This window comes from Nocardioides sp. N13(2025) (assembly GCF_051912545.1).
Classification (GTDB): Bacteria; Actinomycetota; Actinomycetes; order Propionibacteriales; family Nocardioidaceae; genus Nocardioides.
Genome location: NZ_CP196809.1, coordinates 480,994 through 497,500 on the forward strand (window position 1 = coordinate 480,994; position 16,507 = coordinate 497,500).

General features: G+C 72.9%; 13 protein-coding genes. 8 read left to right on the top strand and 5 right to left on the bottom strand.

The window, feature by feature from the left end:
* Positions 1-23: 23 nt before the first annotated feature.
* The 3 genes from ACS3YM_RS02375 to ACS3YM_RS02385 form a co-directional block, all read right to left on the bottom strand.
* Positions 24-1,379 (bottom strand): hypothetical protein, encoded by a 1,356-nt coding sequence (locus ACS3YM_RS02375; protein WP_439938442.1) that lies wholly within the window; start codon positions 1,377-1,379, stop codon positions 24-26.
* Complete coding sequence (locus tag ACS3YM_RS02380; protein WP_439938444.1) at positions 1,373-1,894, bottom strand: SigE family RNA polymerase sigma factor; 522 nt, start codon at positions 1,892-1,894, stop codon at positions 1,373-1,375. The genes ACS3YM_RS02375 and ACS3YM_RS02380 overlap by 7 nt, the downstream gene beginning before the upstream one ends.
* A gap of 73 nt (positions 1,895-1,967) precedes the next feature.
* The gene (locus ACS3YM_RS02385) at positions 1,968-3,500 is read right to left on the bottom strand and encodes a hypothetical protein (RefSeq protein WP_439938445.1); all 1,533 of its coding nucleotides are present in this window, start codon (positions 3,498-3,500) and stop codon (positions 1,968-1,970) included.
* A gap of 39 nt (positions 3,501-3,539) precedes the next feature.
* Here ACS3YM_RS02385 and guaB point away from each other — a divergent pair, with 39 nt between their 5' ends.
* Together guaB and ACS3YM_RS02395 are read left to right on the top strand one after the other, a co-directional pair.
* On the top strand, positions 3,540-5,051 hold the full coding sequence (guaB, locus tag ACS3YM_RS02390) for an IMP dehydrogenase (protein ID WP_439938446.1): 1,512 nt from the start codon (positions 3,540-3,542) through the stop codon (positions 5,049-5,051).
* Positions 5,052-5,286: 235 nt separating this feature from the next.
* Positions 5,287-5,919: a TetR/AcrR family transcriptional regulator gene (locus tag ACS3YM_RS02395; RefSeq protein WP_439938448.1), complete on the top strand. Its 633-nt coding sequence runs from the start codon at positions 5,287-5,289 to the stop codon at positions 5,917-5,919.
* On the opposite strand, the gene ACS3YM_RS02400 is transcribed toward ACS3YM_RS02395, so the two are convergent.
* Entirely contained in the window at positions 5,909-7,645 is a 1,737-nt protein-coding gene (locus tag ACS3YM_RS02400) for a CHAP domain-containing protein (protein ID WP_439938449.1), read from the bottom strand. The genes ACS3YM_RS02395 and ACS3YM_RS02400 overlap by 11 nt on opposite strands.
* A gap of 99 nt (positions 7,646-7,744) precedes the next feature.
* Between ACS3YM_RS02400 and ACS3YM_RS02405 the strand changes: the two genes are divergently transcribed.
* The 4 genes from ACS3YM_RS02405 to ACS3YM_RS02420 are packed head-to-tail and all read left to right on the top strand — an operon-like array spanning position 7,745 to position 12,329.
* Positions 7,745-8,668, top strand: a complete 924-nt coding sequence (locus ACS3YM_RS02405; protein ID WP_439938450.1) for an L-lactate dehydrogenase — start codon at positions 7,745-7,747, stop codon at positions 8,666-8,668.
* 24 nt (positions 8,669-8,692) lie between these two features.
* A complete protein-coding gene (locus tag ACS3YM_RS02410) occupies positions 8,693-9,802 on the top strand; it encodes a GuaB3 family IMP dehydrogenase-related protein (protein WP_439938451.1) in 1,110 nt (369 codons plus the stop codon).
* A gap of 34 nt (positions 9,803-9,836) precedes the next feature.
* The gene (locus ACS3YM_RS02415) at positions 9,837-11,549 is read left to right on the top strand and encodes a glycerol-3-phosphate dehydrogenase/oxidase (protein ID WP_439938452.1); all 1,713 of its coding nucleotides are present in this window, start codon (positions 9,837-9,839) and stop codon (positions 11,547-11,549) included.
* 3 nt (positions 11,550-11,552) lie between these two features.
* Complete coding sequence (locus ACS3YM_RS02420) at positions 11,553-12,329, top strand: thioesterase family protein (RefSeq protein WP_439938453.1); 777 nt, start codon at positions 11,553-11,555, stop codon at positions 12,327-12,329.
* Here ACS3YM_RS02420 and ACS3YM_RS02425 read toward each other — a convergent pair.
* A complete protein-coding gene (locus tag ACS3YM_RS02425; protein ID WP_439938454.1) occupies positions 12,326-12,826 on the bottom strand; it encodes a hypothetical protein in 501 nt (166 codons plus the stop codon). The genes ACS3YM_RS02420 and ACS3YM_RS02425 overlap by 4 nt on opposite strands.
* Positions 12,827-12,949: 123 nt before the next feature.
* Here ACS3YM_RS02425 and ACS3YM_RS02430 point away from each other — a divergent pair, with 123 nt between their 5' ends.
* Positions 12,950-14,566 (top strand): succinic semialdehyde dehydrogenase, encoded by a 1,617-nt coding sequence (locus tag ACS3YM_RS02430; protein WP_439938455.1) that lies wholly within the window; start codon positions 12,950-12,952, stop codon positions 14,564-14,566.
* Entirely contained in the window at positions 14,563-16,284 is a 1,722-nt protein-coding gene (locus tag ACS3YM_RS02435) for a GMC oxidoreductase (RefSeq protein WP_439938456.1), read from the top strand. The genes ACS3YM_RS02430 and ACS3YM_RS02435 overlap by 4 nt, the downstream gene beginning before the upstream one ends.
* Positions 16,285-16,507: the final 223 nt, after the last annotated feature.

The window sequence follows — 16,507 nt, forward strand, 5'->3', positions numbered from 1 at the left end:
CGATCTGCCGGGTCAGTGGCATTTCAGCGGATGAGCTCGCCGAGGTGCATCTCGGCTCCCTTGCGGCCGAACGTCGCGTCCCGGTCGCCGGCGGGGGTGGTCCACATGAACTGGTCTCCCGGCGTCGGACCCCGCCCGACCGCCCACGAGGACATGGCGTCGCTGAGGCGGAGCAGCCGGCCCTCGTCGAAGTCGTAGAGGTAGGTCCCGCCCGTCGCGCGGCCGTAGGCCGTCATCGTCATGAAGTCGCCTCCTGCGACGAGGTCACCCCCCTCGACACCGTCGTCCTGCACGGTGACCACCTGCTCGCCCTCCGTGGTCACGACCTGGACCCGGTCGTCGCGCACGCCGTCCTCGTAGGTGCCGCAGTACTGCGACATCGCGATCCTGCCGCCGGCGGCGTCGAGGCCCAGCAGGTTGCACCGCTCGCCCAGCTTCGGGTCGAACGACGTCTCCGTCCCGGTCGCCAGGTCGCGCACGTGCACCCGGCCGGCCGCGCCGTTGGTGGAGTCGGTCCACACCAGCTGGTTGCCGTCGAAGGCGAAGTCACCGACCCGGAGCTCCTCGTCGCGGACGTCCGACGGGTCGGTCAAGGCCATCGACCACAGGGCCTTGACGTCGCCCTCGGCGTCGGCGTCCTCCGCGTCGCCGTCGGGTCCCGTCGGCCAGCCCCCCTCGGGGACGTCGCCGGGGTCGGTCATCACCGTGGCGTAGATGCGGCCGTCCGGTCCCATCCGCACAGTGGGGAAGTCGTCCTGGGCCGGCAGCGTCGGCCAGCTCACGCTGAACCAGGTCCCGCCGCCGCGGTCGTAGACGTCGACCGCCGGGCGCACCCTGCCGCCGTCGCCGTGGTCCAGGCGCATCAGCACGAGCTGCGCGGGACCGAGCGCGAGGGGGAAGGACTGCTGCCCGTCGCCGGGCCCTTGTGGGAGCCACCGCTTCTCGCCCGTCGCCGGGTCCATCAGGGCGTAGCGCTCGGTCCGGCGCGTCATCGACGGTCCCTCGCGGAACAGCACCAGCCCGTCGTCGGTCACCCCGTCGAAGTACTCGCCGTTGTCGCCGTCGAGGTCCTCGTTGGTGTACGACGTCAGCTCGCGGTAGTCGGTGCCCTCGACGGCCGGCCGGGCGTCGGTGAGCCGGACGGTCGGGCCCTCGGGGCGGGGCACGCCGGCCGCGACCAGGTCGGCGGGCGACGGGTCGAGCCACGTCACCGAGGCCAGGGCGATCGCGCCGGCAGCCAGCGCGGTGCCCCCGACGACGGACGCACGGCGCACCCGCACCCGTCGGCGGCCGTGGCGCAGCACGCCGGCCAGGTCCTGGCTCTCCTGGGGTGGGTGCCCGCTCGCGTCGCGCAGCAGGTCCCGCAGCTCGTTCACCATGAGGCGGCTCCTTCGGCCAGCTCGCCGAACGGCGAGTCCTCGAACATGGACCGGAGGGAGAACAGTGCGCGCGAGGTCTGGCTCTTGACGGTGCCCTCGGTGCACCCGAGGAGGGCGGCGGTCGCCTCGACCGACAGGTCCTCGAAGTACCTCAGCACCACGCAGGCCCGCTGGCGCGGGGGCAGCTGCGCGAGCGCGGCCATCAGGGCCGCCCGGGTGGCCACGGCCGTCGCGACGTCCTCGTCGGAGGCCAGGGTGGGGTCGGCCTCCTGCGGACGCTCGGTGCTCGACCGGCGACGGGCGTGGTCGAGGTAGGCGCTCACCACGGCCTTGCGCGCGTAGGCGAGCTCGCCGCCGTGGCGCACCAGCCGCGGCCACCGGACGTACACCCGGACCAGGCCCTCCTGCACGAAGTCCGAGGCCTGGTCCCAGTCGCCGCACAGCAGGTACGCCGTGCGCCGCAGGCGGCCGCGGGCCGACTGCGCGAACTCGACGAACGCCGCCTCGTCACGCACGGTTCATCTCCATGCCTGGTCGAACGGGGTGAGGGGCCCGGGAGGTTGCATCGGTGTCCCGGTCATCTGCCCATCATCTGCCCCAGATGGTGCGAAAGGGCGTGCTGCAGTCGACGTCCACGCTGATCGGGTCGACCGAGTTGAGGTGGTAGATCCGGTAGCGGTCGCAGGCGGTCACCACGAACTCGTACTTGCGGATCAGCGAGCGCTCGATGGGGCGGGTGCCGAGCTCGCTCCAGTGGTTGATGTGCGTCGCCTCGACGAACCACGTCGGCGGGTTGCTGCCGGTCAGCACCCCGCTGAGGTCGACGAGGCCGGGGTCGAGGGTGCGCATGGGCAGGGACCAGAGATAGGGGTAGGGCGAGGAGGCGCGGCTGGCCCACTGGATGTCGGCCCGCCCGCCGTAGACGAGCACCCGGTCGCCGGGGCGGCGCGCGTCCGCGATCGCCTCACCGGTGCGCACCTCGACCGGCACCCGGCCGTGGACCCAGCCCACCGTCCAGCCGACCAGCGAGACCACGCTCGACGCGACGACCAGGACCACCGTGGCAGCGACGACGCGGTCGCGGGCGGGGGCCAGCTGGTCCTGGGTCACCAGGCTGGCCAGCGCCAGCGACAGGCCGGGGATGACCACGAAGAGGTAGGGCGTCCAGTAGCTGCCGCTGACCGCGACGCCCACGAGGTCGACGCCGAGCATGGCCGTGGTCGCCACGACGGGTACCGCGTCGAGGCGCAGCAGCCCCGCCAGCCGGGCCAGGAAGCACACCACCACGAGCAGCATCCCGATGCCGATGAAGACCGTCACGAGCACCCAGATGCGAGCGGTCGCCCCTTCCGCGTCCTGCGTGGCGATGGTGCGGTTGGCGTCGGAGCGGAACGCGACGGAGGTGTACCAGAGCGTCTGCAGCCGTACGCCGGACGCGACCGCCCACGCGACCACCAGCCCGACCGGGAGGGCAGCGCCGACCGCCGCCGCGAGGCCGCAGCGGAGGGAGGCGCGCCACGACAGGTGACGGGCGAGGGCCGAGCCGACCAGCAGGACCCCGCCGAAGACCAGCCCGCCCACGATGCTCTGCTTGAGGCCCACCGCGAGCATGGCCAGCGCGCCCGCCGAGAAGGCGTCCGCGGCGCTGGCGCGGCGTACGGCCCGCAGCGCGAGCCAGCACGACCCGAGCACCAGTGGGATGCCGAAGAGCTCGCCCTTGGCGCCCACCGGGTCGATCTGGGCGTTGCCGACCATCGCCGCGGTCGCCACCGCGACCCAGCCGGCCAGCCGATGGCGGACGGCCGGGTCGACGACGCCCGCCCGCTGCGCGACCTCACGCGTCGCGGCGGCGGAGGCGAGGACCAGCAGGACGCAGCCGACGGCACCGACCAGGCGGTGCGCGTAGGCGCCACCCAGCTCGTCGGTCCACTGCATCAGCCAGATGACCGGCGGTGGGCGGTCCACCCAGTAGTGGCCGTAGACCGAGTCAGCCTCGGGGTGCCAGGCGCGGGCCACGAGGAGGAAGCCCGCCTCGTCGGGGCGCAGCGGCCACAGCAGGGAGGGGAACCGGGCCACGAACGCCGCGGCGGCTGCGAGCCACACCACACGTGACGTCCCCATGCCGACACCTTCTCAGAGCACCTGCGGCACGCCCGTAGAATGACGGTCGTGGAGATCCCCGAGAAGTTTGCCGCCCTGGGCCTCACCTACGACGACGTGCTGCTGCTGCCGGGGGAGTCGGACCTCGCGCCCAGCGACATCGACACCACCACGCGCCTCACGCGCGAGATCTCCATCCGCGTCCCGCTGATCAGCGCCGCGATGGACACCGTCACCGAGGCCCGGATGGCGATCGCGATGGCCCGCGAGGGCGGTATCGGGGTGCTGCACCGCAACCTCTCGATCGAGGACCAGGCCCGCCAGGTAGACCTGGTCAAGCGCACCCAGACCGGGATCATCTCCAACCCCGTCACGATCGGCCCCGACGCGACCCTCGAGGAGCTCGACCGCCTCTGTGGCGAGTACCGCGTGTCCGGCCTGCCCGTCGTCGACCTCGACAACCGCCTGCTCGGCATCATCACCAACCGCGACCTGCGCTTCACCCCGGTCGCGGAGTGGGCCACCACCAAGGTCAACGAGGTGATGACGAGCGAGGGCCTGATCACCGGCGACATCGGCATCTCCCGCGAGGACGCCACCGCACTGCTCCGCGCCCACAAGCGCGAGCGGCTGCCGCTCGTCGACGGGGAGGGGCGTCTCGGCGGGCTCATCACGGTCAAGGACTTCGTCAAGGGCGAGCAGTTCCCGCACGCGTCGTACGACGCCGACGGCAGGCTCCTCGTCGGTGCGGCCATCGGCTACTTCGGTGACGCGTGGGAGCGGGCCACGACGCTCGTCGAGGCCGGCGTCGACGTGCTCGTCGCCGACACCGCCCACGGCCACGTGCACCTGCTGCTCGACATGGTCCGCCGGCTCAAGTCCGACCCCGCCACCCAGCACGTGCAGGTCATCGGCGGCAACGTCGCCACCCGCGAGGGCGCCCAGGCGTTCGTCGACGCGGGCGCCGACGCGGTCAAGGTCGGGGTCGGTCCGGGCTCCATCTGCACCACCCGCGTCGTGACCGGCGTCGGCGTGCCCCAGGTGACCGCGGTCTACGAGGCGTCCCTGGCCACCAAGCCCGCAGGTGTCCCGCTGATCGCCGACGGCGGCATGAAGCACTCCGGTGAGATCGCGAAGGCGCTCGTCGCGGGCGCCGACGCCGTGATGGTCGGCTCGATGCTCGCCGGCTGCGAGGAGTCGCCCGGCGAGGTGGTCTTCGTCAACGGCAAGCAGTTCAAGTCCTACCGCGGGATGGGCTCGCTCGGTGCGATGAGCAGCCGCGGCAAGAAGTCCTACTCCAAGGACCGCTACTTCCAGGCCGAGGTCGCCAGCGACGACAAGATCGTGCCCGAGGGCATCGAGGGCCAGGTCGCCTACCGCGGGCCGCTCTCGGCCGTCGCCCACCAGCTCGTCGGCGGGCTCAACCAGTCGATGTTCTACGTCGGCGCGCGCACCATCCCCGAGCTGCAGGACAAGGGCCGGTTCGTCCGGATCACCTCGGCCTCCCTCAAGGAGAGCCACCCGCACGGCGTGCAGATGACGGTCGAGGCGCCCAACTACTCCGGCAGCTGAGACCCCGGTCCGGCCCACTGGTCCAGACCAGTTGCCCGTTCGCCTGCGGCGCGGGTGTGCATTCATTACGGTGGGCCTGTAACCAATGGGGGTCCGGGAGGGACGTGCGTGGGGCACGGGAGTCGACGCGGGGGGCGACGTCGGTGATTCCGCCCGGGTGTCACGTTCGCGTCGACGCTGGCCATGAGGCCGGCGTCGACGGCGGACGGCGTACGGCACGGGAGGACCTGGAGCCATGACCGGCGTGTCCGTCCCGGCGCGACGAGCCTACGACGCCAGCGGGCGTCGCGCCGCCGCCGATCAGCGACGCGTCTACGTCACCGTGACGGCCGCCGCACTGTTCGCCGAGCACGGGTGGCGCGGCACCACCATCGCGGCCGTCGCACGCGAGGCCGAGGTCTCACCTGAGTACGTCACCAAGACCTTCGGCGGCAAGCACGCGCTGCTCATGGCGGCGATGCGCTCGGCGACCTTCGGCAGGAGCGGGTCGCTTCACGCGACCTTCGACGCGCTGCGGCTCGAGGACGAGCCTGACCCGGACGTACGGCTGGACCGCTTCGTCGACTTCGCCTGCGACGCCGTCGTGCCGATGGCGCCCTTCCTGCCGGCGATGATCCAGGGGGCGGAGGAGGACGAGCGCATGAGGACCCTCCTCGACGCGGCCCGGCGCGGCCACGTCGAGATGATCCACCGGCTCGTGCCGCTGCTCGCCACGGGACCGGTGCACCCCGACACCGTCGACGAGCTCGTCGTGCTGACGCGCGGCGAGACCTACCTGACCTTCTCCGCGGAGCTCGGCTGGAGTGCGGCGCGCTACGCGGAGTGGTTGCGGCGGGCCATCGGCCGGGCCGTTCGCGTCACGGGGTGAACCCCGCGCGGGTCGGCGAGGAGTCGTCCTCGACCGCCGAGGCCGGCCGGGCCAGGAGCCGCGACCGGGTCGACCGGCCCGCGGTGTGGGCCACCACGAAGACGCCCGCGTTGCTGCGTGTCACCAGTCCCGGCGACCGGGTGAGGTCGCGCGAGGAGCGGGCCCGGGCCGCCAGGCGCGACCGCTCGCCCGGCACGGCGGCGCGCAGCAGCACCGCGCCGTGGGCGTCCACGGCGGCCACGTGCAGGCGTCCTGCCACCACGCCGACGGCGGGCGAGGCGTACGGCGACCACTGGCCGTCGAGCGCCGCCGGTCGGCTCCAGCGGAGCCCGGAGAGGGTGCGTACGACGAGTCGCCCGGCCGCCGTCACCTGGTGCAGGTAGGTCGTGCCGTCCGCGGCCGTGGTCAGGGCGGGCGTCGAGGTGAGGGAGCCGGGCGCGCCGGCCAGGCGGACCAGCCGGCCCTTCCCGAGGACACGCGCGTAGGTCGTGCCACGGGCGCCGACGGCCACCAGCCACGTGCGTCCGGCGTCGTCGGTCCCGAGCACCGGGGCCGTGTGCGTGGCCCACGACCCGGGCCGGCCGACCCGCTCGGGGTGGCTCCAGCGACCCTGCCGGGTCAGGCGACGGGTGGTCAGGGTGCCGGCGGGGGAGAGCGTGGCCAGGACCGGGCGGCGGGTGCGTGACTGCGCCAGCGCCGGGCTGGCCGTGGCGGCGGACGTGCCGACGGGGCGCAGGACGAACCGGTCGCCGCGGAGGGTGCCCACCAGCACGCGACCGTCCCGCGCGGTCGCGGCCACCCACGGCCGGCCGCGGTGGTCGAGGGAGAGCGCGGGCGCGACGCGGGGGGACCAGGAGCTGCGGCGACCGACCACCCGGTCCCGGCGATCGGGCGCGGCGACCCGCAGGGTGCCGCCGGCGTCGACGCGGGCGGTCCACGACTCGCCCAGCCCGTCGGGCACCGAGACCACCGGTCGGTCCGAGCCCAGCAGGGGCGACGGCGCGACGTCGGCGAGGTGGAGGTAGCGGAACGTTCCCACCGGCACTGTGCGGCTGCCGTAGCCGCCGGGGACGGCGAGGTTGTACTCCTCGACGGTCACCGTGCCCGGCCCGATGTCGCTCACCCACGCGACGTGGCCCACGCGGCCGTCGTCGGTCTGGGCGACGGCTCCGATCGCGGGGACCGGGTCGACGCGGTAGCCGAGGCGGCGGGCCACGTCGTCCCAGCGGTCCGCGTTTCCCCAGTGCTCGCCACGGAAGTCGTTGGCGAAGCCCCCCATCCCGTTGCGCTGGTGCAGGCGCCAGGACACGAAGCTGGTGCAGTTGCGGAGCACGAAGCCCCACGAGTCGCCGATCGAGCCGTTGATCGCCCACACGCGGCTCGCGCACGTCGGCCTCGGGCCGCGCGGGTCGTAGAGGTGGCCGCTGACCGGGTCCAGCACGGGCGGCGGGGGAGGCGGGGGCGGGGGCGGCTCGACGACCGGAGCCGGGGTCTCGCCCGGTCCGCCGGGCGCGCCGGGCGCGGCCGGGGTCGGGATCGGGGCGGGTGTCGGGGTGGGCTCCACGATGGGTGCCTGCGGCAGGATCGGGCACTGCCCCTGCCAGGCCCAGGGATAGTCGTCACCGGCGTACGACGGCGCGCCGGACAGGCCCACCAGGCCGCCCGTCAGCACCCCCGTCACCGCGACCGACGCGAGCACGCGCGTCAGCATCCCCTTGTTCCCCACCTGCTCGACGGTAGGCACGGGCCACGCGGCTCGTGGCGAATTTGCCAACCCTTTGCCGTGACGTGGACCACTGGTCCTGCCGGCTGCCACGATGAACGCGTGACCTCCGCAAAGATCGCCATCGTGGGCGCCGGCGCCGTCGGCTCGACCCTGGCCTACGCCTGCCTCGTGCGTGGCGTGGCCACCACCGTCGCGCTGCACGACGTCGACGCGGCCAAGGTGCGCGCCGAGGAGCTCGACCTCCGGCAGGGCCTGCAGTTCCTGCCGACCGCGCACGTCGAGGGGTCCGCCGACGTGTCGGTCTGCGCGGGGGCGCAGGTGGTCGCCGTGACCGCCGGGGCCAAGCAGCAGCCCGGTCAGTCCCGGCTCGACCTGGCGGCCTCGACCACGAGCATGCTCCGCTCGCTCATGCCCGCGCTCGTCGACGCGGCCCCGGACGCACGCTTCGTCATGGTGACCAACCCCGTGGACGTCGTGACCTACGCCGCGCAGAAGCTCACGGGGCTCGGCACCGAGCAGCTCTTCGGCTCGGGCACGGTCCTCGACTCCGCGCGGCTGCGCGGCCTGGTGGCCGAGCGGTGCGGCGTGGCCGTGCAGAACGTCCACGCCTACGTCGTCGGCGAGCACGGCGACAGCGAGATCCCGCTGTGGAGCAGCGCGAGCATCGGCGGGGTGCCCGTCACCGAGCTGGTCCCCGCCTCCGAGCGGGACGCGATGGCAGCCGAGGTCGTGGGCGCGGCCTACGAGATCATCAAGGGCAAGGGCGCCACCAACTACGCCATCGGCATCTCGGGCAGCCGGATCATCGAGGCGGTGCTCCGCGACGAGAAGCGGGTGCTGCCGGTCTCCACGCTGCTCGACGGCTACCACGGCATCAGCGACGTCTGCCTGTCCGTCCCGACCGTCGTCGGCGCGGGCGGTGCGGAGCGTCGCCTCGAGGTGCCGATGAGCGACGCCGAGCTCGCGGGGCTGCGCGCCAGCGCGGACCGCATCCGCGCCACCGCCCGCGACCTCGGGTTCTGACCCGGCGCCGATAGGCTCAGCGCCATGACCGAGATCGAGATCGGCCGTGCCAAGCGCGGTCGCCGCGCCTACTCCTTCGACGACATCGCGATCGTGCCCTCGCGGCGCACCCGCGACCCCGAGGAGGTCAGCACGGCCTGGCAGATCGACGCCTACCGCTTCGACATCCCGGTCCTGGCCGCACCGATGGACTCCGTGATGTCGCCGTCCACGGCCATCGCGCTGGGCCAGATGGGCGGCCTGGGGGTGCTCAACCTCGAGGGCCTGTGGACCCGCTACGACGACCCGACCGGGCTGCTGGAGGAGGTCGCAGGCCTCGAGGGCCACGACGCCACCCGGCGGATGCAGGAGATCTACACCGAGCCGATCAAGCCCGAGCTCATCACGGCCCGCCTCAAGGAGATGCGTGCCGCCGGCGTCACTGTGGCCGGCTCGCTGTCGCCCCAGCGCACCAAGGACCACGTCAAGGCCGTCGTCGACGCCGGCGTGGACATGTTCGTCATCCGAGGCACCACCGTCTCCGCCGAGCACGTCAGCAGCCAGTCCGAGCCGCTGAACCTCAAGGAGTTCATCTACGAGCTCGACGTCCCCGTCATCGTCGGCGGCTGTGCGACGTACCAGGCCGCCCTGCACCTGATGCGCACCGGCGCAGCAGGCGTGCTGGTCGGGTTCGGCGGCGGCGCCGCCCACACCACCCGCACGGTCCTCGGGGTCGCGGTGCCCATGGCCAGCGCGGTGGCCGACGTCGCCGCGGCCCGCCGCGACTACCTCGACGAGTCCGGCGGCCGCTACGTCCACGTGATCGCCGACGGCTCGATCGGCAGCTCGGGCGACATCGCGAAGGCCATCGCCTGCGGCGCCGACGCGGTGATGATCGGCTCGCCGCTGGCCCGCGCGACCGAGGCCCCCGGCCGCGGCTTCCACTGGGGGAGCGAGGCGACCCACGCCCAGCTGCCGCGCGGCGAGCGCGTCGGCTTCGAGCCGGTCGGCTCGCTCGAGGAGATCATGTTCGGCCCCTCGCGGGTGGCCGACGGCACGATGAACCTCGTCGGCGCGCTGCGCCGCGCGATGGCGACCACGGGCTACACCGAGCTCAAGGAGTTCCAGCGCATCGAGGTCGTCGTCCAGCACTGACCGCCGGCGCGCAGGGCCCTGCGACACTGGCGGCATGACCCTTGCCAAGGCCCTCGACGCCGACCAGCGGGCTGATGCCCTGCAGCACCTCGCCGAGGGCGAGCTCGACGTGCTCGTCGTGGGCGGCGGCATCGTCGGGGTCGGGGCGGCGCTCGACGCCGTGACGCGCGGGCTCAAGGTGGGCCTGGTCGAGCAGCGCGACCTCGCCTCGGGCACCTCCTCGCGCTCGTCCAAGCTCGTCCACGGCGGCTTGCGCTACCTCGAGATGCTCGACTTCGCGCTGGTCAAGGAGGCGCTGGAGGAGCGCGGCCTGCTGCTCACGCGGCTCGCGCCCCACCTCGTACGACCCGTGCCGTTCCTCTACCCGCTCGAGCACGCGTGGGAGCGGCCCTACGTCGGTGCCGGCATCGCGCTCTACGACGCCATGGCCATGACCGGCAAGTACGACATGGGCGTGCCCAGGCACAAGCACGTCTTCCGCAAGCAGCTGGCGCGGATGGCCCCGGACATCAGGACCGACAACCTGCACGGGGCGATCCGCTACTACGACTGCCAGGTCGACGACGCCCGCTTGGTGATGACGATCGCCCGCACCGCGGCCAACAACGGCGCCCACGTGGCCACGCGCACCAAGGTCACCGGCTTCCTGCGCGACGGCGACCGGGTCGTCGGCGTGCAGGCGCGCGACCTCGAGGGCCAGCGCGACCTCGAGATCCGCGCCCGGGTCGTCATCAACGCCGCGGGGGTGTGGACCGACGAGGTCCAGGACCTGATCGGCGGGCAGGCGCAGCTCGACGTCGACGCCAGCAAGGGCATCCACGTCGTGGTGCCCAAGGACCGGATCCGCTCGGAGTGCGGCTTCATCACGAAGACCGAGAAGTCGGTGCTGTTCGTGATCCCGTGGGACCAGTTCTGGATCATCGGCACCACCGACACCGCGTGGGACCTCGACCTCGCCCACCCGGCCGCCAGCAAGACCGACATCGACTACCTGCTGGGCCACGTCAACACGCTGCTCAAGGACCCGCTCGACCACCGCGACGTGATCGGCGTCTACGCGGGGCTGCGGCCGCTGCTCAAGCCGATGCGCAAGGAGGGCGAGATGGGGGAGACCACCAAGCTCTCCCGCGAGCACACGGTCGCCAACCCCGTGCCCGGCCTCGTGCTGGTCGCCGGCGGGAAGCTGACGACGTACCGGGTCATGGCGCGCGACGCGGTCGACCACGCCATCCGCGACTTCGACGCGACCCCCGCGTCGATCACCGACCGGGTGCCGCTGATGGGCGCCTGGGGCTTCGAGGCGCGCACCAACCAGCGGGTCGCCCTGAGCCGCTCGTCGGGCCTCGACATCGGGGTCGTGGACCACCTGCTCGGCCGCTACGGCGGCCTCGTCGACGAGCTCCTGGCGATGATCCACGAGCGTCCGGAGCTCGGCGAGCCGCTTCCCGGCGCCGAGCACTACCTGCGCGCCGAGGTGCTCTACGCCGCCACGCACGAGGGCGCCCGGCACCTCGACGACGTGCTGGCCCGGCGCACCCGGGTGTCGATCGAGACGTTCGACCGCGGCATCGCGGCCGCCCGGCCCGCCGCCGAGCTGATGGCCGAGGCGCTCGGCTGGGACCAGGCCCAGGTCGACGACGAGGTCGACCACTACCTGCGGCGCGTGGAGGCGGAGCGGCAGAGCCAGCTCATGCCGACCGACCAGGAGGCCGACGAGGCGCGGGTCAAGGCGCCTGACATCGTCTGACGCATGTCCTACTTCGTCCAGACCGGACCCGCGACGTTCCGGCCGACCCAGCACGTCGGCGGCGCCTGGAACACCGCCGAGCAGCACATCGCGCCCGCGCTCGGGCTGCTGGTGCACGCCGTCGAGGCCGACCGCGACCGGCGGCGCGACGACGGGCTGGTCGTCTCCCGGCTCTCCTTCGACATCCTCGGCACGGTGCCGATGGAGGCCGTCGAGGTCGAGGTCCGGGTGCTGCGTCCGGGGCGCACCGTCGAGCTGGTGGAGGCCGTCCTGCTGCACGCCGCCCGCCCGGCGGTGCTGCTGCGCGCCTGGCTGCTCGGGCCGACCGGCGAGCCCGCTGACGTCGGGTCCGGCCTGTCCCGGATCCCGGGTCCCGACGAGATGCCGGGGTGGGACCCCACGAGCGTGTGGCCGGGCGGGTTCATCGCCTCGGCAGAGCTGCGTCGTGAGGAGGTCGCGCCGGGCCGGGCCGCCTTCTGGGTGCGCAGCGACGTGCCCCTGCTGGACGCCGCCGCGCCGCCCCCGGGGCCGTCTGCGACGGCTGCGCGGTTGTTCGACATCGCCAACGGCATGACCGTGCGGGCCGACCCGCGCGCGGTCGCCTTCCCCAACGTCGACCTCACCGCCCACCTCTTCCGCGAGCCGGTCGCGGGGTGGCTGGGCTTCGACACCGCGGTGTCCTTCGGCCCGACCGGGCAAGGCCTGACCAGCTCGGTCCTCCACGACGCGGAGGGACCGTTCGGGACGATGGCCCAGGTGCTGACGGTGCGCCCGACCTAGACGCCGAACGTCTCGCGCAGCCCGGACGCCCGGCCCGACGCCTCGAGCGCGTCGGCCGTCCTGCCGACAGGGCGCGCCCAGGGCCAGACGTGGACACCCATGAGGACGAGCGACACGAGCGCGCCGCCGAGGTAGGTGAGGATGTCGCCGTCGGGCAGCACGAACGCCGCCGCGATGGAGGCGATCGCGATGAACTCCGAGACCGCGAAGCGCAGGATCATCCCGGACTGCCAGCGAGTGCGGGCCTGGGCGGTGGCGGCCTCGTCGGTGAGGTCGGGGGCGAGCGGGGGCGTGCGGTAGCCGATCGCCTCCAGCAGGCCGTGGGCCGCGACGCCGGCGAGCACCTGCACCAGCAGCACCGTGACCGAGAGCGAGCCCTCCGGCGGCAGCACGACGGCGAGCGCGACGCCCATCACGACGAGCGCGCCCATGAGCGAGGCGGCCAGGACCCGGGTCGTGAGGGCGAAGGGTGCGGCGGCGGGGAGCGGCGTCGACATGGGGCGACCCTACCCATCAGCCACCTGTCGCACGCGGTGGACAAATCCACCCGAAGTGTCAAATGTTGGGACGAAGTGACCAACCAGTAGCAACGGGTCCGCGCCCCGACCTACGCTGCAGGGATGAGTGAGCAGACCCCCGCGTCCGGCCCCATCACCGACGGGCCGGCGGACCCCGAGCACGACACCACCGCGGCCTACGGCCTCGACCGGTCGTACGTCGCCAGCCTGACGCGGCGGGTCGTGAGCACGTCCGGCGAGACGCACGCCGTGTCCTCGCCGATCGGCGGCACCCCGCTGGCGCACGTCCCGCAGTCCAACCGGTCGGACGTGGCCGAGGCCTTCGCCCGGGCCCGGAAGGCCCAGGTGTCGTGGGCGGCCACGTCCATCGACCAGCGCGCGGCCGCGCTGCTGCGCCTGCACGACCTCCTCCTCGACCGCCAGGACGAGCTCATCGACCTCGTCGTGTGGGAGTCGGGCAAGGCCCGCAAGGACGCCTACCTCGAGGTGGCCCACCTCGCGCTGACGGCGCGCTACTACGCGCGGACGGCGCACGAGCACCTCGACCCCCAGCGCGTCGGGGGCATGTTCCCGGTGCTGACCCGCGCCGAGGTCAACCGCGTGCCCAAGGGTGTCGTCGGGATCATCTCGCCCTGGAACTACCCGCTCACGATGGCGCTCTGCGACGGGCTCCCCGCCCTGCTCGCCGGCAACGCGGTGGTCGCCAAGCCCGACTCCCAGACCATGCTGACCGCGCTGCTGGCCGTGCAGCTGCTCGACGAGGCCGGCTTCCCGCCCGAGGTGTGGCAGGTCGTCGCCGGGCCCGGTCCCGAGATCGGCGGCGCGATGATCGCGGCGGCCGACTACATCTGCTTCACCGGCTCCACCGCCACGGGCCGGCTGATCGCGAAGCAGTGCGCCGAGCGGCTGATCGGCTGCTCGCTCGAGCTCGGCGGCAAGAACCCGATGCTCGTGCTGCGCGACGCCGACGTGCACCGGGCGGCCGAGGGGGCGACGCGCGCGGTGTTCTCCAACGCCGGGCAGCTGTGCGTCTCGATGGAGCGGCTGTTCGTGGCCGACCAGGTCTACGACCGGTTCGTCGACGCCTTCGTCTCGCGCACGCAGGCGATGACGCTGGGCGCCAGCCACGACTGGAGCGTGGACATGGGCTCGCTCATCTCCCAGGCCCAGCTCGACACGGTGACCGCCCACGTCGAGGACGCCGTCGCGAAGGGCGCCCGGATCCTCACCGGCGGGAAGGCGCGACCCGACCTCGGCCCGTTCGTCTACGAGCCGACGATCCTCGAGGGCGTCACTGCCGACATGCAGTGCTTCGGCAACGAGACCTTCGGCCCGGTGGTCTCGCTCTACCGCTTCCACAGCGAGGACGAGGCGGTCGAGCGCGCCAACGACGGGGCGTACGGCCTCAACGCGTCGGTCTGGACCCGCGACGGCAAGCGCGGCCGGGCGCTCGCCCGCCGCATCAAGTGCGGCACGGTCAACGTCAACGAGGCCTACGGCGCGACCTTCGGCTCGCTCGGCGCGCCGATGGGCGGCATGCGCGAGTCGGGCGTGGGTCGGCGCCAGGGAGCCGAGGGCATCCATCGCTACACCGAGGCGCAGTCGGTCGCGACGCAACGGCTGGTGCCGATCGCGCCGATCTTCGGGATGTCGGAGGAGACCAACGCCAAGGTGCTCACCGCCTCGCTGCGCCTGCTCAACAGGCTGGGCCGGGCATGAGCACCGGCGCGCCGATCCACTACGACGTCCTCGTCATCGGGTCGGGCTTCGGCGGCTCGGTCACCGCGCTGAGGCTGACGGAGAAGGGCTACAAGGTGGGCGTGCTCGAGGCGGGCGCCCGCTTCGCCGACGACGAGCTCCCCGAGCACGGCGGCGACGTGAAGCGGTTCCTGTTCCGCCCAGAGGTCGGTCTCTACGGCATCCAGCGCATCGACCTGGTGCACGACTGCTTCATCCTCGCCGGCGCCGGCGTGGGCGGAGGGTCGCTCAACTACGCGAACACGCTCTACGAGCCGCCGGAGCCGTTCTTCAAGGACCCGCAGTGGGCCCACATCACCGACTGGAAGTCCGAGCTCGAGCCCTACTACGACCAGGCCAAGCGGATGCTCGGCGTCACGGAGTACGCCAGGACGACGCCGGCTGACGTCGCCATGAAGAAGGTCGCGGACGAGATGGGCGTCGGCGACACGTTCCACGCGACCCCCGTGGGCGTCTTCCTCGGCCAGCCCGGGCAGCCCGAGGGCGAGACGGTCCCCGACCCGTTCTTCGGCGGGGTCGGGCCCGACCGGACCACGTGCATCAACTGTGGCTCGTGCATGACCGGGTGCCGGCACAACGCCAAGAACACCCTCGTCAAGAACTACCTCTACCTCGCCGAGCAGAACGGCGCCGTGGTGCATCCCCTCACGACCGTCACCGACGTGCGCCCCCGTGCCGCGGGTGGCTACGAGGTGACGGCGCGGTGGACCAAGGCCAAGCTCTCGCGCGGCCGGGCCGTCAAGACGTTCACGGCCGACCAGGTGGTCTTCTCCGCCGCGGCGATCGGCACGCAGCGGCTGCTGCACCGGCTCAAGGCCGAGGGCTCGCTGCCGGGGATCTCCGACCGCCTCGGCGTGCTGACCCGCACCAACTCCGAGGCGATCCTCTGGGCCACGGCCAACGACGACTCCGTCGACTGGACGGAGGGGGTGGCCATCACCTCCAGCTTCCACCCCGACGAGCACACCCACGTCGAGCCCGTCCGCTACGGGCGCGGGCGGAACGTGATGCCGCTGCTCGCGACCGTGCTGGTCGACGAGGTGACCGGCGAGAAGCGGTGGCGCACCTGGGGCAAGGAGCTGTGGCGGCAGCGCAGCGGCCTCAAGGACCTCTACTCGCTCAACACCTGGTCGCGCCGCACCGTCGTCGCCCTCGTCATGCAGACCCTGGACAACTCGATCACGACCGTGTGGCGCAAGCGCGGCGGTGTCGGCTACCTGTCCTCGACGCAGGGGCACGGCGCCCCCAACCCGACCTACATCCCGGCGGCCTACGACGCCGTGCGCCGCCTCGCGCGCATCATGGGTGCCCGTCAGGCCTACGGTGCCGTCGGTGAGCCGCTCGGCATGCCGTTGACCGCGCACTTCATCGGTGGCTGCGCGATCGGCGACTCGCCCGCGACCGGCGTCGTCGACGCCTACCAGCGCGTCTACGGCTACGACGGGCTGCACGTGGTCGACGGCTCAGCCATCTCGGCGAACCTCGGGGTGAACCCGTCGCTGACGATCACCGCCCAGGCCGAGCGCGCCATGGCGTTCTGGCCCAACAAGGGCGAGGCCGACCCGCGACCCGCGGCAGGGTCGGCGTACCGACGGCTGGCGCCGGTCGAGCCGAAGAACCCGGTCGTCCCGGAAGCCGCGCCGGGTGCGCTGCGGCTGCCGATCGTCGGCGTCAGCTGAGGCGGGAAAATCAATCGGACGTCGGCCGTAACCACCCTTCAGAGGCGTCGTTGGGCGGGGTGAGGGGTCCGGCAGTCATGCTCCCTCCCAAGGGCCGGATCCTTCGTTCTCGGCACTGTCCAGCAGCGCTGGGAGTCAAGTCTCAGGGCCCGATCACCCTCCCTCCCCGATCGGGCCCTGAGACGTTTCTGGGGCGTGTTGATCGGGCCGGGGCCCGATGCTC

Excerpts from the sequence above, each read along its gene's own strand:
- ACS3YM_RS02385 (WP_439938445.1), bottom strand. The coding sequence starts at position 3,500 with ATGGGGACGTCACGTGTGGTGTGGCTCGCAGCCGCCGCGGCGTTCGTG.
- guaB (WP_439938446.1), top strand. The coding sequence starts at position 3,540 with ATGACGGTCGTGGAGATCCCCGAGAAGTTTGCCGCCCTGGGCCTCACC.
- ACS3YM_RS02395 (WP_439938448.1), top strand. The coding sequence starts at position 5,287 with ATGACCGGCGTGTCCGTCCCGGCGCGACGAGCCTACGACGCCAGCGGG.
- ACS3YM_RS02435 (WP_439938456.1), top strand. The coding sequence starts at position 14,563 with ATGAGCACCGGCGCGCCGATCCACTACGACGTCCTCGTCATCGGGTCG.
- ACS3YM_RS02415 (WP_439938452.1), top strand. The coding sequence starts at position 9,837 with ATGACCCTTGCCAAGGCCCTCGACGCCGACCAGCGGGCTGATGCCCTG.
- ACS3YM_RS02410 (WP_439938451.1), top strand. The coding sequence starts at position 8,693 with ATGACCGAGATCGAGATCGGCCGTGCCAAGCGCGGTCGCCGCGCCTAC.
- ACS3YM_RS02430 (WP_439938455.1), top strand. The coding sequence starts at position 12,950 with ATGAGTGAGCAGACCCCCGCGTCCGGCCCCATCACCGACGGGCCGGCG.
- ACS3YM_RS02375 (WP_439938442.1), bottom strand. The coding sequence starts at position 1,379 with ATGGTGAACGAGCTGCGGGACCTGCTGCGCGACGCGAGCGGGCACCCA.
- ACS3YM_RS02420 (WP_439938453.1), top strand. The coding sequence starts at position 11,553 with ATGTCCTACTTCGTCCAGACCGGACCCGCGACGTTCCGGCCGACCCAG.
- ACS3YM_RS02425 (WP_439938454.1), bottom strand. The coding sequence starts at position 12,826 with ATGTCGACGCCGCTCCCCGCCGCCGCACCCTTCGCCCTCACGACCCGG.